Origin of the sequence: Sanguibacter hominis ATCC BAA-789, assembly GCF_012396185.1 — a bacterium.
Taxonomy (GTDB): Bacteria; Actinomycetota; Actinomycetes; order Actinomycetales; family Cellulomonadaceae; genus Flavimobilis; species Flavimobilis hominis.
This window is the reverse complement of record NZ_JAAXOW010000005.1, coordinates 45,032-67,192: the sequence shown is the minus strand read 5'-3', so window position 1 is coordinate 67,192 and position 22,161 is coordinate 45,032. Positions and strand designations below refer to the sequence as shown.

General features: G+C 71.3%; 16 protein-coding genes. 4 read left to right on the top strand and 12 right to left on the bottom strand.

The window, feature by feature from the left end; translation table 11 throughout:
- Positions 1-81: 81 nt before the first annotated feature.
- Entirely contained in the window at positions 82-1,323 is a 1,242-nt protein-coding gene (locus tag HF995_RS12965) for a phospholipase D-like domain-containing protein (RefSeq protein ID WP_168448235.1), read from the top strand.
- A gap of 101 nt (positions 1,324-1,424) precedes the next feature.
- Here the strand turns inward: HF995_RS12965 and HF995_RS12960 are convergent, their stop codons facing one another.
- The 5 genes from HF995_RS12960 to HF995_RS12940 form a co-directional block, all read right to left on the bottom strand.
- Complete coding sequence (locus HF995_RS12960; protein ID WP_350308905.1) at positions 1,425-3,614, bottom strand: alpha-galactosidase; 2,190 nt, start codon at positions 3,612-3,614, stop codon at positions 1,425-1,427.
- A complete protein-coding gene (locus HF995_RS12955; protein WP_168448233.1) occupies positions 3,611-4,957 on the bottom strand; it encodes an ABC transporter substrate-binding protein in 1,347 nt (448 codons plus the stop codon). The genes HF995_RS12960 and HF995_RS12955 overlap by 4 nt, the downstream gene beginning before the upstream one ends.
- 110 nt (positions 4,958-5,067) lie before the next feature.
- Positions 5,068-5,955, bottom strand: a complete 888-nt coding sequence (locus HF995_RS12950; RefSeq protein ID WP_210727484.1) for a carbohydrate ABC transporter permease — start codon at positions 5,953-5,955, stop codon at positions 5,068-5,070.
- Positions 5,952-6,893 carry a carbohydrate ABC transporter permease gene (locus HF995_RS12945; RefSeq protein ID WP_168448232.1) on the bottom strand — a complete coding sequence of 314 codons (942 nt, stop codon included), beginning with the start codon at positions 6,891-6,893 and terminating at the stop codon, positions 5,952-5,954. Before HF995_RS12945 ends, HF995_RS12950 begins: the two co-directional genes overlap by 4 nt.
- Complete coding sequence (locus tag HF995_RS12940) at positions 6,893-8,941, bottom strand: beta-galactosidase (protein ID WP_168448231.1); 2,049 nt, start codon at positions 8,939-8,941, stop codon at positions 6,893-6,895. The genes HF995_RS12945 and HF995_RS12940 overlap by 1 nt, the downstream gene beginning before the upstream one ends.
- A 152-nt stretch (positions 8,942-9,093) precedes the next feature.
- On the opposite strand from HF995_RS12940, the gene HF995_RS12935 reads away from it, so the two are divergent.
- Together HF995_RS12935 and chrA are read left to right on the top strand one after the other, a co-directional pair.
- Positions 9,094-10,122 carry a LacI family DNA-binding transcriptional regulator gene (locus HF995_RS12935; RefSeq protein WP_168448230.1) on the top strand — a complete coding sequence of 343 codons (1,029 nt, stop codon included), beginning with the start codon at positions 9,094-9,096 and terminating at the stop codon, positions 10,120-10,122.
- Between the two features lie 170 nt (positions 10,123-10,292).
- Positions 10,293-11,480 (top strand): chromate efflux transporter, encoded by a 1,188-nt coding sequence (gene chrA / locus HF995_RS12930; protein WP_350308904.1) that lies wholly within the window; start codon positions 10,293-10,295, stop codon positions 11,478-11,480.
- 75 nt (positions 11,481-11,555) lie between these two features.
- Here chrA and clpB read toward each other — a convergent pair whose 3' ends face one another.
- Positions 11,556-14,180 carry an ATP-dependent chaperone ClpB gene (clpB, locus tag HF995_RS12925; RefSeq protein WP_168448229.1) on the bottom strand — a complete coding sequence of 875 codons (2,625 nt, stop codon included), beginning with the start codon at positions 14,178-14,180 and terminating at the stop codon, positions 11,556-11,558.
- Between the two features lie 147 nt (positions 14,181-14,327).
- Here clpB and HF995_RS12920 point away from each other — a divergent pair, with 147 nt between their 5' ends.
- On the top strand, positions 14,328-15,296 hold the full coding sequence (locus HF995_RS12920; RefSeq protein ID WP_168448228.1) for an alpha/beta hydrolase: 969 nt from the start codon (positions 14,328-14,330) through the stop codon (positions 15,294-15,296).
- A gap of 25 nt (positions 15,297-15,321) precedes the next feature.
- Here the strand turns inward: HF995_RS12920 and mnhG are convergent, their stop codons facing one another.
- The 6 genes from mnhG to HF995_RS12890 are packed head-to-tail and all read right to left on the bottom strand — an operon-like array spanning position 15,322 to position 21,967.
- Positions 15,322-15,804, bottom strand: a complete 483-nt coding sequence (mnhG, locus tag HF995_RS12915; RefSeq protein WP_168448227.1) for a monovalent cation/H(+) antiporter subunit G — start codon at positions 15,802-15,804, stop codon at positions 15,322-15,324.
- Complete coding sequence (locus HF995_RS12910) at positions 15,801-16,292, bottom strand: MrpF/PhaF family protein (RefSeq protein WP_168448226.1); 492 nt, start codon at positions 16,290-16,292, stop codon at positions 15,801-15,803. Before HF995_RS12910 ends, mnhG begins: the two co-directional genes overlap by 4 nt.
- Positions 16,289-16,918 carry a Na+/H+ antiporter subunit E gene (locus HF995_RS12905; RefSeq protein ID WP_168448225.1) on the bottom strand — a complete coding sequence of 210 codons (630 nt, stop codon included), beginning with the start codon at positions 16,916-16,918 and terminating at the stop codon, positions 16,289-16,291. The genes HF995_RS12910 and HF995_RS12905 overlap by 4 nt, the downstream gene beginning before the upstream one ends.
- A complete protein-coding gene (locus tag HF995_RS12900) occupies positions 16,915-18,483 on the bottom strand; it encodes a Na+/H+ antiporter subunit D (RefSeq protein WP_168448224.1) in 1,569 nt (522 codons plus the stop codon). Before HF995_RS12900 ends, HF995_RS12905 begins: the two co-directional genes overlap by 4 nt.
- Complete coding sequence (locus HF995_RS12895; protein ID WP_168448223.1) at positions 18,480-18,992, bottom strand: Na(+)/H(+) antiporter subunit C; 513 nt, start codon at positions 18,990-18,992, stop codon at positions 18,480-18,482. The genes HF995_RS12900 and HF995_RS12895 overlap by 4 nt, the downstream gene beginning before the upstream one ends.
- Complete coding sequence (locus HF995_RS12890; protein WP_210727492.1) at positions 18,989-21,967, bottom strand: Na+/H+ antiporter subunit A; 2,979 nt, start codon at positions 21,965-21,967, stop codon at positions 18,989-18,991. The genes HF995_RS12895 and HF995_RS12890 overlap by 4 nt, the downstream gene beginning before the upstream one ends.
- Positions 21,968-22,161 lie beyond the last annotated feature (194 nt).

The window sequence follows — 22,161 nt, the reverse complement described above, 5'->3', positions numbered from 1 at the left end:
CGCTGGCGTCCGTCGACCAGAGCGCACTCGCGGCCCCAGTCCTGTTGCCCGTGCACACCGCCACCGCTACCGTCCGCTGTCATGCAGATCACACGAAGACTGACATCCGCGATCGCGGCCACGGCGCTGACGAGCACGCTCGCACTTTCTGCCGCCACGATCGCACCCGCAGCCACGCCGAGCACCAGCGAAACCACGACAACTGTCGCGTCGCTCAACTCTTGGCCGCTCCCTGACGCTGTCACGACCAAGACCTCTGGTTCCACTACGACAAGAACCGAGGTCTACTTCTCCAGCGGCTCCCCTGCCGCACCCGATTGGCGCATCGTCAACCACTACGCACGACTCGTCAACAGCGTGCCTAAGGGATCCACGATCAGGACGACGATCCACAACACTTCCGCCAGCTCTACTTTCGCACCCTTCATCGCCTTCCAGAACGCGCTCAACAAGTACGACACGAAGGCCGAGCGCAGCGAGAAGATCTCCGTGATGGCGAACGCCGAGAAGGTCTCGAAGACCGAAGGACTCGGCGAGATGCTTGCTCGCCACAAGACCATGAAGTGGTGCGGCACCGGTGAGGAAGGCGAACTGAACAGCTCTTGCAGCACGGGCGGGAACGATAGCCTCACGATGCACACAAAGTTCGCTCTCCTCGGCAAGGCCAAGGACTCCACCGGAAGGCTCCAGGACTGGGTGGTCTGGATCTCCACTGCGAACCTCAACAGAACCAGCGGCGCTGAGATGGCAAACAGCTCTGTCACGATCTACGGTGACGAGGAACTCTTCAAGGGGCTGGCAAACAACGTCTGGAAGCCGATGTACAACAAGAAGGCTGCCGACCTCAAGGTCACCGTCGCCGATGCGTCCTCGGCCACGGTCTATCCCTCGCCCACGTCAACGGATGACATCCTCTCCGCTCTGAAGAGTTACGACCTGGCCGACACCAGCAAGATGAAGGGCTGCACGATCCGAGTGGACCAGGTCGTGATCACCCGCACAACGATCGCGGACCAACTCGTCACGCTGAAGAAGCACGGGTGCGACGTGAGGATCCGGCTCGGCCAGAAGGACGAGCTCACTTCGAACGTGGCGAAGATGTTCTCCGATGCCAAGATCCCGGTAAAGGACTCGACGAGCCATGAGAAGACCATCATCGTCAAGGCGCGCACCTCAACGTCAGGGGACTTCCGCTACTTCACGTTCACAGGCTCCCAGAACTTGACCCCGCGCGGGCTGAAGAACGATGAACTGGTGATTCGGCTCATCGGCAAGCCCGTCCACGACGCGTTCGCGGCACGGTTCGACAGCAACTGGTCATGACGCTGCCGAAGCGGACGCCGAACCGCTGAGCGCACGCATGCGAGGGGCGGACAGGGATCCTGTCCGCCCCTCGCGCGTTCCTCGTCCCCAGAGGGGCGGCCTCAGACTGCGTCGGCCGTGAGGACGAGGGCCTGCTCCGGCTGGAGCAGGAGGTTCGCGAGACCCACCTCGGCGAGCACGCGGCCCGGGAGATCCGCCCCCTCCGGGAGCGCTGCTGCGGCGAGCCACGGCGGCGGTGCGTCGGCGACGGCCCCGGGAAGGACGTCCCTGAGCGTCACGTCGTCGATCCCGTCGACGACGCCGAGCGGCAGCACGCGCACGCGGTACCGACGCCCCGGGTCGAGGCCGACGAGCCGCACGGGCGCGGGCAGCGCGCTCGCGCTGTCGCCGAGGCGCACGACCGCGAACACGCCCGCACCGCCGTCGGGCGCGACGACGCCGTGGACCTGAGGCTCGCCATCGGGCGTGTCCCCGCGCACGACGACGCCCGAGTGCAGCAGGTCCCGGCGAGCCTTGTGCTCCGCGATCCAGGCCGCGACGACCGCACGCTCGGCGGCGTCGGACCGCGTCAGGTCGCGCTCGATCCCGGCGCTGCCGAAGAACGCGGTCGCGAGCCGGAACCCGAGGGAAGCGGCGCGGCCCGTGATGTGGGCGCGCCGGTCGCCGACGTGACCGCCCAGGTGCTCGGGCGGGACGAGGACGCCAGTCCACCGCTGGATGCGCTGCCGGTCGAGCGGGTCGTTCGTGTCGGACACCCAGACGCGGCCGGCGCGGCGCAGCACGCCGAGGTCGACACGGCCGCCGCCTGACGAGCAGGACTCGATCTCGAGCCCGGGGCGGAAGGCCCGCAGCTCGTCCATGAGCCGGTACGTCGCGAGGGTCTGCGCGTGCGCGCCGTGCGCGAGCAGGTCCGCGTTCTGGTCCCACTTGAGGTAGCGGACCGGGTACTCGTCGAGGACGGCGACGAGCTGGTCGCGGACGTGCGCGTACGCGTCCGCGTTCGCGAGGTCGAGCACCCGCTGGTTGCGCCACGTCGGGGTGCCGGGGCCGCCGAGCAGCCAGTCGGGGTGCGCTCGCGCGAGGTCGGAGTCCGGGTTGACCATCTCGGGCTCGACCCACAGGCCGAGCTCCATGCCGCGCCCGACGACGGACCGCACGAGCGGGTGCAGCCCGCTCGGCCACACGTCCGGGTCGACGACCCAGTCGCCGAGGCCTGCGGTGTCGTCGCGGCGGCCGAGGAACCAGCCGTCGTCGAGCACGAAGCGCTCGACCCCGACCTCGGCGGCGACCTGCGCGAGACGGTCGAGCCGGTCGGCGTCGTGGTCGAAGTAGACGGCCTCCCACACGTTCAGCACCACGGGGCGCGGGCGCGGCACGGGGGCGACGCGCCGCTGCCACGGGTGGAAGCGCGCGGAGAGCCCGTCGAGGCCCTCGCCGGACCAGGCGAGCAGGAGCTCGGGTGCCGCGTACGAGTCTCCGGGCGCGAGGACGACCTCGCCCGGGGCGAGGAGCTCGCCCGCACCGAGCGAACGTACGCCGAGCGCGGACGACTCCGTCCACAGCCGCTTGTCGCCGCTCCATGCGAGGTGCGCGGACCACACCTCGCCGCGGCGGAAGCCGAAGTCTGGGGTGCCGAGGACCATGAGGAACGGGTCGTCGTGGCCGGGACGGCCGTGCCGCGTCTCGCGGCTCCACACGCCCTGGCCGGGGCGCGCCCGCTGGGGGCGACGCTCGGACGCCCACAGGCCCGTGAAGTCGAGGACCTCCTCGGCACGCGCCGGCACGGGGACGACGGCGTCGAGCGACGCGAGGTGCAGCGGCACGTCGCGCAGGTTGCGCACGTCGTGCCGCACGACGACGACCCCCTCGGGCGACATGACGACGACGCCGCGCACCTCGACCGTGCCCGCGCCGTCGCGCAGGAGGTACTCGAGCTGCTCGCCGTCACCGGCGGCGTCGGTCAGCAGCGCACCCGCCCGGGTGCCGGGCGCAGGTGCCGCGACGAGCGTGAGGTCGGTCGGCAGGGGCCTGCCGTCCGCCCACGCGCCCGACAGGCCGGGACGACCGGTCCAGCCGTCGCGCGCGGACGGCAGGAGGGAGAAGCGCAGCGGCACGTCGAGCGACGACGGCGGGACCGCCGGGACGAGGACGTGCGCGAGCGTGCCGAGGTCCTGCGGGCTCAGGTCACCGAGGTCGGCGCCCCAGTGCAAGACCGTCGGCGCGCCCGGACCGCGGGCGTCGAGCACGAGGCTCGAGCCCGCGGCCCGGAGGTGACGAAGGGACAACGTCACTCCTTGACCGGGATCGACTGCGACTTGAGCGTCGAGACGGTCGAGGCCTGCGCAGAGGTCAGGGCGTCGAGCAGCGTGCCCGAGCCGGAGACGGCGCCCTTGAAGCCGTCGGAGACGTCCGCGTACGTCTGGGTCATGGTCGGTCCCCACGTGAAGTCGGACGCGACCTGGCCGGACGCCTCGGCGAAGACGTCGTAGATCGCCTGACCACCATAGAACTCGACACCCTCCTTGAGGACCGGGAGGTTCAGGCCCTCCTTGGCCGCCGGGTAGAGGTTCGCCGCCTTGTTGAGCGCGGTGAGCGCCTCCGGGTCGGTGTTGAGCCACAGGGCGAACTTCGCCGCCTCGTAGACGTGCTTCGAGCCCTTGAGGACCGCGGTCGACGACCCGCCCCAGTTGCCCGCGACCTTCTGGCCGGCCTCCCACTGCGGCATCGGGGCGACAGCCCACTTGCCCGACGTGTCAGGCGCACCCGAGGCGATCGAGTTCGCGCCCCACACCGCCGAGACCCAGGTCCAGTTGTCGCCCTTGTTGTAGGCGTTGTCCCACTCGCTCGTCCACGCCGGGTTGCTCGAGACGAGGTCGCGGTCGATCAGGTCCTGCCAGTACTCGGCCACCTTCTTCGACGCGTCGCTCGTCAGGTCGACCGTCCAGCCGGACTCGTCGTTCGAGAACCACGAGCCGCCCGCCTGCCACACGAAGCCCGCGAACTGGTTGATGTCGCCCTGCGAGAAGTTCGTGATGTGCGCGCCGGCCTCGCGGACCTTGACGGCCGCCTCGGCGTACTCGGCCCACGTCGTCGGGACGGGGATGTTGTTCTTCTCGAACAGGTCCTTGCGGTAGAAGAGCGCCATGGGGCCGGCGTCCTGCGGGACGGCGTACGCCGAGCCCTCCTCGCCGAAGCTGACCTGGTTCCAGGTCCACTCGACGAAGTCCGACTTGGCGTCGTTGACGAAGTCGCACGCGCCGAGGTCCACGAGACCGTCCTGGACGCGGAAGTTCGGCAGCGCGTCGTACTCGATCTGGCCGAGGTCAGGTGCGTTGCCAGCCTTGAGCTGGTTGAAGAAGTTCGTGTACGTGCCGGAGTTGCCGTTCGGGCCGGTCTGCACCGTCACCTGGATGTCCGGGTTCGCCTTGTTCCAGATGGCCACGACGTCCTCGATGCCCGGGATCCACGAGGTGAAGGTCAGGTCGACCTTGCCCTCCGAGGGGGCGCACGCCGAGGCGTCGGGCGTCGTCGTCGGCGTCTCCGCGTCGTCCGAGCACGCCACGAGGGCGGCGCTCGAGGCGAGCGTGACAGCGGTGAGCAGGGCGACCTTGACCGCTCGCTTGCTGGGGTACATCGTCTGGTTCCTCTCTGTGGCCGTCCGGCAGGGCGCCGGGCGACGGGTCGTGTGCCTGCCGGACGGTCGGGCTGACCGCCGGCTGCGGGAACGTACGGGGAGGTGCGGACCTACTTGATGGAGCCGGCGCCCAGGCCGTTGCGCCAGAACCGCTGGAGCAGCAGGAACAGCGCGATGAGCGGGACGACGGACAGGAGGGCCCCGACGAGCACGTAGCCGCGCAGCTCGGGGATCTGGTTGACCTGGGTGTTCCACGTGTAGATGCCCAGGGTGACGGGGAAGAGCGACTCGTCCCGCAGCATGATCAGCGGCAGGAAGAAGTTGTTCCAGATCGCGACGAACTGGAACAGGAACACGGTGACGAGCGCGGGCACCATGAGCCGCACCGACATCGTGAAGAACGTGCGGACCTCGCCCGAGCCGTCGAGGCGTGCGGCCTCGAGCAGCTCGTCGGGGACGGACGACGCGGAGTAGATCCGCGACAGGTAGACGCCGAACGGGCTCACGAGGCTCGGCAGGAACACCGCCCAGAACGTGTTGGTGAGCTCGACGCGGCTGAAGATGAGGAAGAGCGGGAGGGCGAGCGCGGTCGCGGGGACGAGCACACCGCCGAGCACGATGTTGAACAGCGCCTCACGGCCACGGAAGCGGTACTTGGCGAGCGCGTAGCCGCACATCCCCGCGAGGACGGTGCCGATGAGCGCGCCACCGATCGTGTACATGAGCGAGTTGACGATCCACTGGAGGTAGACGCCGTCGCGGTACGTGAGGACTGCCTTGATGTTGTCCCACAGCGCCCAGTCCGCGAACCACATCGGGTTGGTGCTGGTGAACTGGCCGCGGTCCTTGGTCGAGGAGACGAAGAGCCACCAGATCGGGAACAGGAAGTAGATCGTGGCGAGGCCCATGACGGCCATCGCGGCGAGGCGCGAGAGCGGGTTCTCCGTGACTCCGCGGCGCGCGGACGTCTCGGGTCCGGCAGAGAGCGGCGCGATCATGCGTCGGTCCTCCTCTGGGTGAGCTTGAGGAACGTGAAGGACAGGATGAACGTCGCGAGGGCCAGGACGACCGAGAACGCCGCCGCGAGGTGGAAGTTGGGCACGGCGCTCGTCGAGTAGACGGTGAGGTTCGGGGTGTACGTGCTGGTCACTGCCGAGGAGAAGGTGCGGAAGACCTGGGGCTCGGCGAGCAGCTGGAGGGTGCCGATGATCGAGAACACGGCGGTCAGGACGATCGCGGGGGCGACCATCGGGATCTTGACGGACCACGCGATGCGGAGCTGGCCGGCGCCGTCGAGCCGGGCGGCCTCGTAGACCTCGGTCGGGATCGCGAGGAGCGACGAGTAGATGATCAGCATGTTGTAGCCGACATAGACCCAGGTGACGACGTTGGCCATCGACCACAGGACGAGGTCGGCGGAGAGGAACCCGACCTTGCTCGTCAGCTCGGACAGCGGCGAGAGGTTGGGCGAGTAGAGGAAGCCCCACATGATCGCGGCGACGACGCCGGGGACGGCGTACGGCGCGAAGAACGCGAGCCGGAAGAACTTCTTGCCGCGCACGAGCGGGGAGTCGAGCAGGAGCGCGAGGACGAGCGCGAGCCCGAGCATGACGGGCACCTGGACGATGCCGAAGAGCAGGACGCGCAGGACGGACTCGCGGAACGCGTCGTCCTCGAGCACGCGGGCGTACTGGGCGAGGCCTCCGAACTTCTCGCGTGCCTTGCCGAACGTGCCCTCGCGCTCGACGACGAGCAGCGACTGGTAGACGGCGTACCCGATCGGCAGGAGGTAGAACAGCGCGAACAGGAGGCCGAACGGCCCGAGGAAGATCGGCAGGACGCCGCGCTGGTGGCGTCCGCTCCCCCGTCTGCGTCGGGTCGGCTCCTCGCCGCGGGGCGTGCCCGCGGCGGTCGCCGTGACGGTGGGGCTGGTCATCAGTCCTCCTCGTTCTCGCGTCGCGGTGCGACGCGCACGACGCGCGCGGCGCCGGCCGGGACGGTCAGCTCACCGTCGACGGGTTCGTGGGTGAGCAGCTCGAGGCCGTGGCCCCGGTAGGTGACGGCTTCGGTGCCGTGGTTGACGACGAACGTCCAGCGGTGGTCGCCGCGGGTGCGGTGGACCACCTCGACGCGTGCGTCGTGGGCGTCGTCGAGCACGTCGGTCGCGCGGGTGACTCCCGCGTCGTCGACGAGGCGGCGCACGACGCTGCGATAGGTCGCGTCGTCGGGTGCGGTCGCGAGGTACCAGGCGACGCCGTCGCCGTGGTCGTTGCGGGTGAGCGCGGGGCCGCCGGCGGAAGGGCCGTCGACGTGGGTGACGACGGCGGTCGCGGTCGTCGTGCGGACGCTCTCGGTCCACAGGCGTGCGGTGCCGCCGTCGGACAGGTGCAGGTCCTGGCCGGGGCAGACAGGCTTCATCTCGTCGGCGCGGACCCCGAGGAGGCCGCGGAACGCTCCGGGGTAGCCGCCGAGGCGGACGCGGTCGTCCTCGTCGACGATCCCGGAGAACCAGGTGACGAGGGCGTGCCCGCCGCTGCGGACGTAATCCTCGAGGCGTGCGGCGTGCGCGTCGCGCACGAGGTAGAGGCCGGGGACGACGACGAGGCGGTAGCCGCTGAGGTCCGCGCCCGGGGCGACGACGTCGACGCTCACGCCCTCGTCGTAGAGCGCGCGGTAGGCGTCGTGCACCTGGGTGAGGTAGTCGGTCGCCTGGCTGGGTCGGGTCTCGCCGTCGGCTGCCCACCACGACTCCCAGCTGAAGACGAGCGCGACGTCGGCCTCGACGCGGGAGCCGACGACCTCCTCGAGGGAGTCCAGGTCGGCGGAGAGGGTGAGGATCTGCCGCCATCCGTCGGAGTCCGTGCCGGCGTGCGGCAGCATCGCGGAGTGGAACTTCTCGGAGCCCTGCCGGCTGGCGCGCCACTGGAAGAAGCAGATGCCGTCGGCGCCGCGGGCGACGTGCGTGAGCGCGGCGCGGGTGAGGCCACCGGCCTCGTGCGCGAGGTTGACCGGCTGCCAGTTGACCGCGCCGGGCGCGGTCTCCATGAGGAGCCACGGGTCGCCGCCGGCGAGGCCGCGGGTGAGGTCGGCGGCGAGCGCGCGCTCGGAGACGGGGTCGGCGAGGCGGTGGTCGAGGTAGTGGTCGTTGGCGACGAGGTCGACGTCGTCGGTCCAGGTCCAGTAGTCGAGGTTGCGGATGTGCGCGGTGACCATGAAGTTCGTGGTCACGGGGGCGCTCGAGAGGCCGCGGAGGACGGCGGCCTCGGCGCGGAGCTGCTCGCGGGCCGTGTCGGAGCTGAAGCGGTGGAAGTCGAGCGTCTGGCCCGGGTTGCGGAAGGAGATCGTGGCGCGGGGCGTGCCGACCTCCTCCCAGGAGGCGTAGCGCTGGGACCAGAAGCTCGTGCCCCAGGCGGCGTTGAGCGCGTCGACCGTCGTGTAGCGCTCACGGAGCCAGGCGCGGAACGCGTCGGCGGAGACGTCGCACCAGCACAGGGCGTTGTGGCAGCCGAGCTCGTTGGAGACGTGCCAGAGCGCGACGGCGGGGTGGTTGCCGTAGCGGGTGGCGACCTGCTCGACGAGCTGGAGGGAGAGCTCGCGGAACACCGGGGAGCTGGGGCAGTAGCCCTGGCGTCCGCCGGGGAAGCGGCGGGTGCCGTCGGCGGCGACGGGGAGGGTCTCGGGGTGGCGGGTCGAGAGCCACGGCGGCGGTGAGGCGGTGCCGGTGCCGAGGTTGACGCGGATGCCGTGGTCGTGGAGGAGGTCGAGGACCTCGTCGAGGTCGGTCCAGTCGTACTCGCCCGGGCGGGGCTCGAGGCGGGACCAGCCGAAGATGTTGATCGCGACGAGGTCGACCCCGGCCTCGGCCATGAGCGCGGCGTCCTCGTGCCAGGTGGCCCGGTCCCACTGCTCGGGGTTGTAGTCGCAGCCCAGCACGATGCCTCCCCCGGTGAGGGCTGCAGTGCCTCGGGTGCGTGGGAACGACATTGGTTCGTCCTGTCTGTCGGGCGGCTACGCTGCGGTCCGGCGATGTGTGCACGTGCACACATCCGCTCGCACATCTCGGCGTCGAGGAATGTGTGAACGTGCACACACTAAGAGCGTGTCGGCGGGACCGTCAACCCGGCACCACCCCTACGATGGGCGTCGTGACCGAACCGCAACCTTCCCGGCGTCGTGCAACGGTGCACGACGTCGCCCGCACCGCAGGCGTCTCCCGCGGCACGGTCAGCCGCGTCCTCAACGGCGGCTACGTCTCCGAGCAGGCCCGCACCGCGATCGAGGCCGCCATCCGCACCGTCGGGTACGTCCCCAACACGGCCGCCCGCAACCTCGTCATGCAACGCTCGCGCGCCGTCGGCTTCATCGTCCACGAGCCGCACGCCCTCTTCCTCGAGGACCCCAACATCGGCGCGATCATGCTCGGCGCCAACAACGTCCTGTCGGCCGCCGACCTCCAGATGGTCAGCCTCGTCACCGACTCCGCACGCGACACCGAGCGCGTCACCCGCTACCTGTCCGGCGGCTTCGTCGACGGGGTCATCATCGTCTCCGCACGCGCCGACGACCCGATCACCGACGCCATCGTCCGGCTCGGCGTGCCCGCAGCGTTCGTCGGCCACCCCCAGACGACCGTGCCGCTCCCCTGGGTCGGCATCGACAACTTCACCGCAGCACGCGACATCACGCGGCGCCTCGTCGAGACAGGTCGCAAGCGTGTCGGTATGGTCGCCGCCGCGCTCGACCGCGACTCCGGCGCAGACCGCCTCGCGGGCTTCCAGGACGCGCTCGGCGACGCGTTCGACCCGACCCTCGTCGCCCCCATCCCGCTCTACGAGTACACCGCGGGCCTCCGCGCGACCCTCGAGCTCCTCGAGCGCGCACCCGACCTCGACGGCATCTTCGCGGCGTCGGACGCGGTCGCTGCGGGCGTCCTCGCGGCGCTGCGCCGCTCGGGCCGCACGGTGCCCGACGACGTCGGTGTCGTCGGGTTCGACGACTCCTCCTGGGCAGAGCGCTGCTTCCCGGCCCTGTCGACGGTGCACCAGCCCGCCGCGGGCGTCGGCGAGCGTGCCGCCGAGCTCGTCGTCGCCCAGCTCGACGGGAAGGACGTGCCGCGCGACGGCGTCCTGCTCGACTCCCCGATCGTCTGGCGCGACTCGGCCTGAGCGCCGCGGTGGCGCCGCCGCGCTCATGACCTCCATCGCCCCGAGGTCGTGACTTCTGTCGCGAGTTCGGCAGGCAGAGCTCACGACCTCGCGCCCTGGCATACGACCTCGATACCTCCCCTGGCCCTGGTTGACTAGGACCAGGTCAGGCCCGACGGAGACGAGGACACGTGCGCTCTCGACGACACCCCGGCGAGGTGCTGCGCACCTTCGCGCGGCTCGGCGTCACGTCGTTCGGCGGACCCGTGGCGCACCTGGGCTACTTCCGCGACGAGCTCGTCACGCGCCGCCGCTGGGTCACCGAGGAGCGGTACGGCGAGCTGGTCGCCCTCTGCCAGGTGCTCCCCGGCCCGACATCGAGCCAGGTCGGCTTCGCCCTCGGGCTCGTTCGCGGCGGCCCCCTCGGCGCCGCCGCGGCATGGCTCGCGTTCACGCTCCCGTCCGCGCTCCTGCTCGTGCTGCTCGCCGCCGGAGCCGTGTCGCTCGACGGGGCCGTCGCCCACGGCGTCATGGTCGGGCTCAAGTCGGTCGCGGTCGCCGTCGTCGCGCACGCCGTGTGGGGCATGGCGCGCACCCTGACGCCCGACGTGCGGCGCATCCTGATCGCGTGCGGCGCCGCAGCCCTCGCGCTGACCCTCACGGGCAACGTGGGGCAGCTCGCAGCGATCGGGCTCGGTGTCGCGGCCGGCGTCGTCGTCTGTCGTGACCTGCCGGGCCGCGCAGAGGCGCACGCGCTCCAGGTCGTGACCCGTCGCGTCGGGCTCGCGTCGTTCGGCCTCTTCGTCACCCTGCTCGTCGGGCTGCCCGTCCTCGCACGGCTCGCCCCGAGCGTGTGGACCGCCGTCGCCGACGCGTTCTACCGCGCCGGCGCGCTCGTCCTCGGCGGCGGACACGTCGTCCTGCCGCTCCTCCAGGCCGAGCCCGCGGTCGCGAACGCCGTCCCGACCGGGGACGTGCTCGCCGGCTACGCCGCAGCGCAGGCCGTCCCGGGTCCCCTCTTCACGTTCGCCGCGTTCCTCGGGTACGACATGGGCCCGGGCGCCGCCGCCCCCTGGACGGCGCTCGTCGCCCTCGTCGCAGTCTTCCTCCCCGGCATCCTGCTGCTGCTCGCCGCGCTCCCCTACTGGGAGAGCCTGCGACGCCGGACCGGCGTCCGCGCCGCCGTCGCCGGGGCGAGCGCGGCCGTCGTCGGGATCCTCGCGGCCGCGCTGTGGGACCCGATCCTCACCTCGACCATCACCGGCGTCGTCCCGGGCGTCATCGCCGCCGTCTGCCTCGCGCTCCTGACGGTCGCCAAGGCACCGCCGTGGACGGTCGTCCTCGCGGGCGCCGTCGCCGGAGCGCTCTTCGCCCGCTGAGCGGACGGCAGCCCAGACAGACGTCGGGACGCCGCGCCCGTGGCGCGACGCCCCGACACCGAGTGCTGCCGACCGTCAGGCCCGCGCCACCGTGAGCCCCTCCGGGCCGCGGTCGACGCGCACCGCGTCGCCGTCGCCGATCGCGCCGGAGAGCAGCGCCCGCGCGAGCCGGTCGCCGATCTCGCGCTGCACGAGGCGGCGCAGCGGCCGCGCGCCGTACGCCGGGTCGAAGCCCTCGAGCGCGAGCCACTCGCGAGCCGCGTCTGTCGCGTCGAGCGTCAGGCGGCGTTCCGCGAGCCGGGCCGCGAGCGCCCGCACCTGGATGTCGACGATCTGGCTCAGCTCCGTGATGGTCAGCGGGTCGAACACGATGACGTCGTCGAGACGGTTGAGCAGCTCGGGCTTGAAGTGCGTGCGCACCGCTGACATGACCGCCTCACGCTTGTCGCCCTCGGCGACGAGCGGGTCGACGAGCATCTGCGAGCCGAGGTTCGACGTCATCACGAGGATCGTGTTGCGGAAGTCGACCGTGCGGCCCTGACCGTCGGTCAGCCGACCGTCGTCGAGCACCTGCAGCAGGATGTCGAAGACCTCCGGGTGCGCCTTCTCGACCTCGTCGAGCAGCACGACCGAGTACGGCCGGCGCCGCACCGCCTCGGTGAGCTGCCCGCCCGACTCGTAGCCGACGTAGCCGGGAGGCGCGCCGACGAGGCGCGCGACCGAGTGCTTCTCCCCGTACTCGGACATGTCGATGCGGACCATGGCGCGCTCGTCGTCGAACAGGAAGTCCGCGAGGGACTTCGCGATCTCCGTCTTGCCGACGCCGGTCGGGCCGAGGAAGAGGAACGAGCCGATCGGACGGTCCGGGTCGTTGATGCCGGCGCGCGAGCGGCGCACCGCGTCGGACACGGACGCGACGGCGGCCGTCTGCCCGATGAGGCGCGCGCCGATCGTCTGCTCCATCGACAAGAGCTTCTGGCTCTCGCCCTGCAGCAGCCGCCCTGCGGGGATGCCCGTCCACGCGGACACGACCTCTGCGATCTCTGCCGCGTCGACCTTGTCGCCCACGAGCTTCGGCGGCCGTTCCTGCGCGAGCTCGACCTCCTGGCCCGCTTCTGGGTCCGGGACGGCGGCGCGCTGCGCCTGCTCGGCCTCCGCGATCTCGCGCTCGAGCTCGGGGATCTCGCCGTACCGGATGCGCGACGCCGTCGCGAGGTCACCCTCACGCTCGGCGCGGTCCGCGTCGGAGCGCAGCTCGTCGAGCTTCTTGTGCAGGTCGCCGACCCGGTTGAGGCCGCCCTTCTCCGTCTCCCAGCGCGCATTGAGCGCCGCGAGCTCTTCGCGCCGGTCGGCGAGCTGCGCCCGCAGGTCGTCGGCGCGCGCAGCGTCGACCTCGTCGTCCGACTGCTCGAGCGCCATGACCTCCATCTCGAGGCGCGTGACGACGCGGCGCAGCGTGTCGATCTCGACAGGCGACGAGTCCATCTCCATGCGCAGGCGGCTCGCGGCCTCGTCGACGAGGTCGATCGCCTTGTCGGGGAGCTGGCGGCCGCTGATGAAGCGGTCGGAGAGCGTCGCGGCCGCGACGAGCGCGCCGTCGGAGATCGTCACGCGGTGGTGCGCCTCGTAGCGGGACTTCAGCCCGCGCAGGATCGCGACCGTGTCCTCGACGGACGGCTCGCCGACGTACACCTGCTGGAAGCGGCGCTCGAGCGCCGGGTCCTTCTCGATGTGCTCGCGGAACTCGTCGAGGGTCGTCGCGCCGACGAGCCGCAGCTCGCCGCGGGCGAGCATGGGCTTGAGCATGTTGCCCGCGTCCATCGCACCCTCGCCGCCGGCGCCCGCGCCGACGACGGTGTGCAGCTCGTCGATGAACGTGACGATCTCGCCGTCGGACTCCTTGATCTCGGAGAGGACGGCCTTGAGGCGCTCCTCGAAGTCGCCGCGGTACTTGGCGCCCGCGACCATCGCGGGCAGGTCGAGCGACACGATGCGCTTGCCGCGCAGCGACTCGGGCACGTCGCCCGCGACGATGCGCTGTGCGAGGCCCTCGACGACCGCCGTCTTGCCGACGCCGGGCTCGCCGATGAGCACGGGGTTGTTCTTGGTGCGGCGCGAGAGGACCTGGACGACGCGGCGGATCTCGCTGTCGCGGCCGATGACGGGGTCGAGCTTGCCCTCCTTCGCGGCGGCCGTCAGGTCGACGCCGTACTTCTCGAGCGACTTGTACGTGCCCTCCGGGTTGGGCGTCGTGACCTTGGTGTTGCCGCGGACGGCGGGCAGGGCGGCGCGCAGCGCGTCGGGTGTCGCGCCTGCGCGCAGCAGGAGCGTCGCCGCGGAGGAGGCGACCTCGGCAGCGGCGATGAGGAGGTGCTCGGTCGAGACGTACTCGTCTCCGAGGGCCTGCATCTCGCTGCGCGCCGCGTTGATGAGGCGCTTGGTGGCGTCAGCGAGCGCGGGCTGGGCGACGCCGCCACCCGTCGCGGACGGGAGCTCGACGAGGGCCTTCCGCACGTCCCTGCCGACGACGGCCGCGTCGACCCCGGCGGCGACGAGGAGCTGAGGAGCGACGCCGTCGGCCTGACCGACGAGACCCGCCAGGATGTGGATCGGCTCGACCTCAGGATTGCCTGCGGCGGTCGCCGTCTGGATCGCCTCGCTGAGCGCGTCCTGCGCCAGCGTCGTGAACTTCGCGTCCATCGTTTCTCCTTGACCAGCGAAAACTCTGATGACTGTGAGAACCACCCTGAAGTTGAGTCTATTCCGCTCAAGTTCACTTCGCTATCCGTCGGGCGACCTTCCTGGCAGGATCGAGAAGACCGGCACCGTCGCCTGCGAGGAGAACCCGTGAACACACCACCTGCACGCGATCCCTGGTCGCCTGACGTCCTCGGCGACGAGTGGCGCGCACGGACGATCCATCTCGGCGCCGACGAGGAAGGGCCAGTCGAGGCGACCCTCGTCCGCTCGGCCGACGGGCCCCGGCACCATCGGGCCGTCCTCTACCTGCACGGCTTCGTCGACTACTTCTTCCACCCGCACCTCGCCGCCGCCTTCGCCGAGCGCGGCTGGGACTTCTACGCCCTCGACCTGCGCAAGTACGGACGCTCCTTGCGCGAGGGCCAGTCCCCCAACCTCGTGCGGGACCTCGTCGAGCACGCCCCCGAGATCGACGAGGCGGTGCACATCATCACGGGCGAGGAGCACCACGGGCACCTCGTCGTCCTCGGCCACTCGACCGGCGGTCTGATCGGCGCGATGTGGGCCAACGCGCGCCCCGGCGTCCTCGACGCCCTCGTCCTGAACAGCCCCTGGCTCGACCTCAACGAGAACGCGTTCAACCGCACGGTCGGCACCGCCGCGATCAAGGCGCTCTCGCACGTCGCCCCGCGCACCGTCGTCGGGCACCTCGCACCGCACTACGGGCGTGCCCTGCACTCGGGCTCGGGCGGCGAGTGGGACTACGAGCTCACGTGGAAGCCGCACGAAGGGTTCCCCGTGCGCGCCGGGTGGCTCGCCTCGGTGAGGCGCTACCAGGACCGCGTCGCTCGCGGCCTGTCGATCGACTGCCCCGTGCTCGTGTGCACGTCGACCGAGACGGGCGACCACAAACGGGAGCACGACCGGCTCGTGACGACGGACTCCGTGCTCTCCGTCGAGCAGATCCTCGCGCGAGCGCCGAAGCTCGGCGCCGACGTCACCATCGAGCAGATCGCCGGCGGCGCCCACGACCTCGCGCTGTCGCCCGAGCCCGCGCGCACGACCTACCTGACGACCGTCCTCGACTGGCTCGACGCGCGCGTGCCCCCGAGCTGACCCGGGGGCGTCTGGGCGCACCGGCTCACGGCCGCGGGTCCTCCTGCGCCCCGTCGCCCGTCGGGGTGTCGTCCACGGGGCCGGGTGACGCGACGTCGTCGCCCGCGTGCGCGGCACGCTCCGCCGCGAGCTGCGCGAGCTCGTGCTCGCGTGCGAGCGTGCGCGCCTCGTCGAGGTCGCTCGTCAGCTCGTCGAGCACGAGGAGGTCCGTGCGGACCTTGCCCGTGCGGTATCCGGCGCGGCCCACCATGTGCGCGGACACGGGCGCGGTGAGCATCTGGAAGAGCGTCACGAGCACGACGACGAGCAGGACGTCCCACGTCCGCAGCCGCAGCTCGAGGCCGAGCAGGACGAGGATCAGCCCGAGCACCTGGGGCTTCGTCGCGGCGTGCATGCGCGCGAGCAGGTCGGGGAAGCGCAGCACGCCGACACCTGCTGCAAACGACAGGAACGCTCCGGCGAGCAAGCAGACGGCCGAGAGCACGTCGAAGACGCCGTCCCAGTTCATCGCGCACCTCCGACGTCAGAGGAGGGCTCACTCTCGGCGGTGTCCTCGCCGGACGACAAGATGGTGTCGGCGTGGCCGATCGTCGCGTCGCCCGTCGCCCCCTCAGCCGCCTCGAGCTCGGCCGCACGCTCGGCCGCACGTTCGATCGCGCTCTCCTCGGCCTCCTCCGCGAGGCGCCGTGCGGCGTCCTCGGCGGCGACCTCCTCACGGGTCTTGATGCGCCGCTCCTCCTCGGGCTCGACGGCGGCGAACCGCGCGATCGTCACCGAGCCCACGAACCCCACCATCGCGATCACGAGGAGGATCGGCAGCGTGTCGGTCCGCCGGTTCCAGGCCGCCTCGAGCGCGACGGCGCCCACCAGGGTCGCGGTGAACGTGTCGAGCGCGATCGTGCGGTCGAGCATCGACGGGCCGCGCTCGATCCGCACGAGCGTGAGCACGGCGGCCGCCGCGAGCAGCGCTGCGGACACGGCGAGGACGTAGATCATGGCGTCTCCCCCTTCACGGGTCGGACGACGGACGGACGCGTCGCGGTCGCCTGAGCACGCGCCGCCGGGCCCCACCAGGGCCCGACCGGCAGGCCCGCGTTCTCGAGCTCCTCGTCCGAGGCGAGCGCGTACAGGACGCGCTCCTCGAGGGCGAGCACGTCGGCACGCACCTTCTCCTCGCCGCCGTAGGCCTCGAGGTCGAGCACGTGCAGGTAGAGCATGCCCGTGAGACGGTGCGCCTCGACGACGAGCGATCCGGGGACGAGCGTGCTGAGCTCGGCAGTCACCGTGAGGTACAGGTCGGCGGGGTTGCGCAGCCGCACCCCGATCACGGCGCCCCGGGGGACGCGCGTCACGTGCAGCGCCTGGAACGCGACCTGGAAGGACGCCCGCACGAGGTCCCACAGGAAGTGCACGACGAGCCAGAGCAGCGAGACCGGACGCACGCGCACGTGGAAGCCGATCGCGGGCAGCGGGAACACGAGGGTCACGACGACGCCGAGAGCGAGGCCGCCCAGGATGTTCGCCCACGTGAGGTCTCCCCAGAGCATGGTCCAGGCGACGGCGAGCCAGAGGATCGTCGGCCACTGCCCGAACCATGCGCGACGGCGCGGGTGCAGGGTCACGGTGCCGTCACCTCCCCGGGAGCGCCGTCCTTGTCCTCGGCGACGTCGGGCGACTGCCCGCGCCCGCGGCCGTCGTCCACGAGGACCGCGTCGACGTAGGTCGTCCGGTCCAGCAGCGTGACGGCGGCGCGGTCGGCGTAGCTGAAGAGCGGCCCGGCGACGAACGTCAGCGAGAGGCCGAGGGTCGCGAGCGCGATCGTCGAGCCGACCATGCCCGCGGGCAGGCGCTGCGGGGAGACCTCCTGCGGCGGCGTCTGCCAGAACGCCTTGTTCCACGCCTTGACGAGCGCGTACAGCGTCAGGAGCGACGTGACGATCCCGCCGACGACGAGCGTGTACGAGAGGCCCGTGCCCTGCTCGACACCGCCCTGCAGCAGGCCGACCTTGCCGAGGAACCCGGACATGGGCGGGATGCCGGCGAGGTTCATCGCGGGGACGAAGAACACGATCGCGAGGAGCGGTGCGACCTTGGCGAGGCCGCCCAGGCGCGCGAGCGACGTCGTCCCGCCGACGCGTTCCATGAGCCCGACGACGAGGAACAGCGTCGTCTGGACCGTGATGTGGTGCGCGACGTAGAAGACGGTCGCCGTGAGGCCGCTCTGCGACCCGAGGGCGATACCGAAGATCATGTAGCCGATGTGGCTGACGAGGGTGAACGACAGCAGTCGCTTGATGTCGTCCTGCGCGACCGCACCGAGGATCCCCACGAGCATCGTGAGGAGCGCCGCCCACATGAGCAGGTCGTTCGTCGCGCCGTCGGGGAAGAGCAGCGTCTGCGTGCGGATGATCGCGTAGACACCGACCTTCGTCAGCAGGCCCGCGAACACTGCGGTGACCGGCGCGGGCGCCGTCGGGTAGGAGTCCGGCAACCATGCGGACAGCGGGAAGATCGCCGCCTTGATGCCGAACGCGAGAAGCAGCAGCAGCTCGAGCACGAGGCGCGTGCCGGGGTCGACGTCGCCCATGCGTTCGGCGAGCTGAGCCATGTTCACGGTGCCGGTCGCCGCGTAGATCATCGCGAGCGCGACGAGGAACAGCAGCGACGAGACGAGCGCGACGACGACGTAGATCGTGCCTGCGCGGATGCGCGCCCCCGTGCCGCCGAGGGTGAGGAGCACGTACGACGCCGCGAGCAGGATCTCGAAGCCGACGTACAGGTTGAACAGGTCGCCCGTGAGGAACGCGTTCGAGACGCCCGCCGCGAGGACGAGGTACGTCGGGTGGTAGATCGCGAGGGGCGCCTCGTCGTCGCCGTCGGCGACACCCTGGGCGACCGAGTAGACGAAGACGCACAGGAGCACCGCGCTCGACACGGTGATCATGAGGGCCGAGAGCCGGTCGGCGACGAGGTTGATCCCCACGGGCGCGGCCCAGCCGCCGAGGTCGATGACGAGCGGTCCGTCGTCCGCTGCGACCAGGAGGATCGCCCCGACCGTGAGCATGAGCGCGAGCACGGTGATCGTGACGATGCGCTGGACGCGCGTGCGGCGCCACACGGCGAGGTTGAGGCCGGCCCCGAGGAGCGGGAGCATGACGGGCAGCGGCACGAGGAGCTCGAGGGTCATCGGGCGTCCTCCGTCCCGGGCGGCACGACGGGCACGATCCCGAGCTCGTCGTGGACCGTCTCGTCGCGCTGGTCGGCGGCCTCGTCGTCGAGCGACTGGCCGGAGTCCTCGCTGTCCGTGTCCTCGTAGGCGGGCGCGTTCATCGCGGCCTTGCGCGCGACGCGGCGGTCTTCGAGGTCGTCCTGGACCTCGTCGTGACCGTTGAGCTGCCAGGACCGGTAGGCCATCGACATGACGAAGCCGATCATGCCGAGCGAGATGACGATCGCGGTCAGCACCATCGCCTGCGGGAGCGGGTCGGTCATGTCCTCGGGTGCGGTCGTGCCGATCAGGGGCGCGCCGCCGGCGCGGCCGCCGGCGACCATGAACAGCAGGTTGGCGCCGTTGCCCATGAGCAGCGTGCCGAGCAGGACGCGCGAGAGGCTGCGCTCCAGGACCAGGTAGACGCCCGCGGCGAAGAGCACGCCGATGACGACGACGAGGACGACGTTCGGGGTCGTGTCGATCATCGTGCGGCCTCCTCTCGCGCGTCGGCGTCGGAGTGCCGGTCGATCTCGGCGCCGAGAGAACGGACGACGTCGAGGACGAGGCCGAGGACCACGAGGAACACCCCGATGTCGAAGAAGAGCGAGGTGACGAGCTTGACGTCACCGAGCAGCGGGAGGGTGGTCTGGAGGATCGCGCTCTGCAGGGGCATCCCGCCGAAGAAGACGGGCAGGAGCCCGACGCCGACGCTCAGGAACAGTCCCGCTCCGAGCACGAGGCCCGGGTGGACTGGCGCCGCCTCACCGAGCTCGTAGCGGCCGCCCGCGAGGTACCGGATGATGATCGCGATGCCGGTGACGAGGCCTGCGGCGAAGCCGCCACCGGGCGCGTTGTGCCCGGAGAACAGCAGGAACATCGAGAAGATGATCAGCGAGTGGAACAAGAGCCGGGTCGCGACCTCGAAGATGACCGACCTGCGCTGGGGCGCGAGCGTGCGGCCCGCGGTGAGCCACACGCGCGACCGCTGGGCACGCTCGGCGATGCCTTCAGCGGTATGGCCGCGCAGCGTCGGGGTCGGCAGCCCGCCGAGCGTCGCGCCCACGCGCTTGCTCACCGCTGCGGCGTCGGGCACCTGGACCGAGCGGGCGCGGAGGATCTCGCCCGAGCGGCGCCGCAGGAACACGAGGCTCGCGACGCCGGTCGCGGCGACGAGAAGCACGGAGATCTCGCCCATGGTGTCCCAGGCGCGGGTGTCGACGAGGACGACGTTGACGATGTTCTTGCCGCCGCCGTACGTGTAGACCTCGTCGGGGAAGAGGGTCGTCACCGGCTCGGCCGTGCGTGCGCCGGGCACGGTCAGCGCGATGCCCGCGACCACGAGCCCGACGGCGATGCCGAGCGACAGGCGTATCCAGCGCGCGCCCGCGAGCGGCCGGTCGGAGAAGTACGCGGGCAGGCGCCGCAGGACGAGCACGAACACGACGAGCGAGATCGTCTCGACGAGGACCTGCGTGAGCGCGAGGTCGGGGGCGCCCTGGAACATGAACATCACCGCGGTGCCGTAGCCGGTCAGGCCCACGAGCAGGACCGCCTTGAGGCGGCGGCGTGCGCGCGCGGCGAGGACGGCGGCCACGACGATCACGGTGCCGACGACGACCTGGGCGGGCGTGTCCCACGCACGCACGGTCGTCGTGGCGGTGCCGTCGACGAGCGTGCGGATCATCGCACCGCCCGGCAGCACGACGACGGTGAGGAGGATCCCGCCGAGGTAGAAGGGCAGCGAGCCACGCTGCGTGAGCGCGGTGATGTCGGCGGCGACCTCGTCGAGCCGCCGCATGAAGCGCCGGTACGTGCGCTCGGCCTCGGGGACGTGCGGCATCCGCGCCTGGAGGCGCTCGACTCCGCGGCGGCGCCAGAAGAGCAGCACGCCGACGCCGACGATCGCGACGGTCGAGAAGAACGCAGGACCGAACCCGCCCCACAGGGTGAGGTGCCCGGGCTCGCCGGACGGGTAGAGCTCGGCGTGCGGGGACAGCAGGTTCTCCCCGAGCCTCGGGACGAGCGCGGCAGCGAGGCCGAGGACCGCGAGCACGAGCGGCGGCCCCCACAGCAGCGGCGACTGCCGGTGCACCTCGGAGGGCGGCACCTGGCTCAGGTCGGGAGCCTCGATGCACTCGCCCGTCGCAGGGTCGGTGCGCGCGGGGACCGGCTCGGCGGGGGCCTTGGAGCAGAACGCGCCCCAGAAGAACCGGAGGCCGTATGCGAACGTGAGCATCGAGCCGACCACGACCGCGACGACGAGCACGGTCGACACCCACGCCGGGCCCGTGCCCGCGCCGTCGTGCAGCAGGGCTTCGAGCGCCGCCTCCTTCGCGACGTAGCCCGCGAGGGGCGGCAGGCCGATCATCGAGGCGATCGCGAGGCCGCCCGCGACGGCGGTCTCGGGGAGCGCCCGTCCCACGCCGGTCAGTCGACGCAGGTCGCGTGTGCCCGTCGCGGCGTCGACGACGCCCGTGACGAGGAACAGCGCCGCCTTGAACATCGCGTGCGCGCCGATCATCGCGAGGCCGGCGAGCGCTGCGGAGCGGGTGCCGAGCCCCACGAGCAGGATGATCATCCCGAGCTGGGAGACGGTTCCGTACGCGAGGACGAGCTTGAGGTCGTGCTGCCGCAAGGCGCGGTAGCCGCCGAGGAGCAGGGTGCCGGCGCCGAGCACCATGACGATCCCCTGCCAGACGGGCAGGTCGGAGAACGCGGGTGCGAAGCGGGCGACCAGGTACACACCGGCCTTGACCATCGCCGCGGCGTGCAGGTACGCGGAGACCGGCGTGGGCGCGGCCATCGCGCCCGGCAGCCAGAAGTGGAACGGCAGCAGCGCGGACTTGGTCGCGGCACCCACGAGGACGCACACGATCGCGACGGTCACGGCGGTCCCGGCGGGCGGGTTCGCGACGACCTCGGAGAGGCGGAACGTCCCGGCGGCGGTGCCGAGGACCACGATCCCACCGAGCATCGCCAGGCCGCCGAACGTCGTGACGACGATCGCCTGCATCGCGGCACGGCGCGACGCCTTGCGGTCCGCGTAGTGCCCGATGAGCAGGTAGGAGAAGACGGTCGTGAGCTCCCAGAAGATGAACAGCAAGAGCATGTCGTCGGCCGTGACGAGCCCGACCATCGCCCCCGCGAACGCGGTCAGCACGCCGGAGAACCGGCCGAGGCCTTGGGCGCTCGAGGAGAAGTACGCGGAGCAGTAGACGAGGACGAGCGCGCCGACGCCGCCGACGAGGAGCAGCATGAGCCAGGCGAGCGTGTCCATGCGGAACGCGAGCTCGATGTCGAGGACCGGGATCCACTCGTGGACGACCGTCGGGTGCTCGCCTCGCATGACGCCTGCGGTGTGCGACAGGGCGTAGGCGACCGCGCTGGCCGGCGCGAGGGCGAGGACCAGGAACGCCTTGCGGCCGAGGAACCGGACGAGGAAGGGCGCGCCGATCGCCATCACGAGATGGATGGCGAGAAGCTGCGGCACGTCCGGGTCCGTCCAGTCGGCGGGGCGGTGTCGGTCGGCCCCGTGCGAGGACAGCGCACCTCACGGCACGCGACGCCCTTCCGAACCCCCTCGGAAGTGCACGGGATTGCTCTAGATCTTACCAAGACCTGACCGGGGCATGACCGCCAGGGCAGTGACGATCA

What these genes read in the sequence shown, in the direction of transcription:
- HF995_RS12935 (WP_168448230.1), top strand. Translation starts at nt 9,094, where the DNA reads ATGGGCGTCGTGACCGAACCGCAACCTTCCCGGCGTCGTGCAACGGTG.
- HF995_RS12940 (WP_168448231.1), bottom strand. Translation starts at nt 8,941, where the DNA reads ATGTCGTTCCCACGCACCCGAGGCACTGCAGCCCTCACCGGGGGAGGC.
- HF995_RS12945 (WP_168448232.1), bottom strand. Translation starts at nt 6,893, where the DNA reads ATGACCAGCCCCACCGTCACGGCGACCGCCGCGGGCACGCCCCGCGGC.
- HF995_RS12965 (WP_168448235.1), top strand. Translation starts at nt 82, where the DNA reads ATGCAGATCACACGAAGACTGACATCCGCGATCGCGGCCACGGCGCTG.
- HF995_RS12910 (WP_168448226.1), bottom strand. Translation starts at nt 16,292, where the DNA reads ATGATCTACGTCCTCGCCGTGTCCGCAGCGCTGCTCGCGGCGGCCGCC.
- clpB (WP_168448229.1), bottom strand. Translation starts at nt 14,180, where the DNA reads ATGGACGCGAAGTTCACGACGCTGGCGCAGGACGCGCTCAGCGAGGCG.
- HF995_RS12900 (WP_168448224.1), bottom strand. Translation starts at nt 18,483, where the DNA reads ATGACCCTCGAGCTCCTCGTGCCGCTGCCCGTCATGCTCCCGCTCCTC.
- HF995_RS12890 (WP_210727492.1), bottom strand. Translation starts at nt 21,967, where the DNA reads ATGGCGATCGGCGCGCCCTTCCTCGTCCGGTTCCTCGGCCGCAAGGCG.
- HF995_RS12895 (WP_168448223.1), bottom strand. Translation starts at nt 18,992, where the DNA reads ATGATCGACACGACCCCGAACGTCGTCCTCGTCGTCGTCATCGGCGTG.
- mnhG (WP_168448227.1), bottom strand. Translation starts at nt 15,804, where the DNA reads ATGAACTGGGACGGCGTCTTCGACGTGCTCTCGGCCGTCTGCTTGCTC.
- HF995_RS12950 (WP_210727484.1), bottom strand. Translation starts at nt 5,955, where the DNA reads ATGATCGCGCCGCTCTCTGCCGGACCCGAGACGTCCGCGCGCCGCGGA.
- HF995_RS12955 (WP_168448233.1), bottom strand. Translation starts at nt 4,957, where the DNA reads ATGTACCCCAGCAAGCGAGCGGTCAAGGTCGCCCTGCTCACCGCTGTC.